Origin of the sequence: Elizabethkingia argenteiflava (genome assembly GCF_009904105.1) — a bacterium.
GTDB classification, from domain to species: domain Bacteria; phylum Bacteroidota; class Bacteroidia; order Flavobacteriales; family Weeksellaceae; genus Elizabethkingia; species Elizabethkingia argenteiflava.
This window is the reverse complement of the sequence record NZ_JAAABJ010000686.1, coordinates 1-302: the sequence shown is the minus strand read 5'-3', so window position 1 is coordinate 302 and position 302 is coordinate 1. Positions and strand designations below refer to the sequence as shown.

1 protein-coding gene is annotated in these 302 nt (G+C 42.7%); it reads right to left on the bottom strand.

Translation table 11 applies throughout. From position 1 onward, the window contains the following. Positions 1 to 302, bottom strand: a 302-nt coding sequence (locus tag GNY06_RS13365) for a transposase (protein WP_176590039.1), incomplete at both ends; no start/stop codon positions are given.

Genomic DNA, 302 nt, shown 5'->3' with positions numbered 1-302 from the left:
ATTTGATGAACCACGCAAAGTTGTACCCTGGTTTTAGGAAATACAGCCTCAACCGCTTCGGGGAAACCTTTCAGGCCGTCTATGCAGGCAATCATAATATCTTCCACACCGCGTTTCTTCAGATCAGGGAGAACTCCAAGCCAGAATTTGGCCCCTTCATTTTCTGAACTATAAAGCCCAAGTACATCCTTTTTTCTTGCGATATCAACCCCGAGGATATTATAGATCGCACTGGATTCAACAACACCAATCACCCATACCTTTAAAAACATACAATCCAGAAATACAAATCGATAGACGGT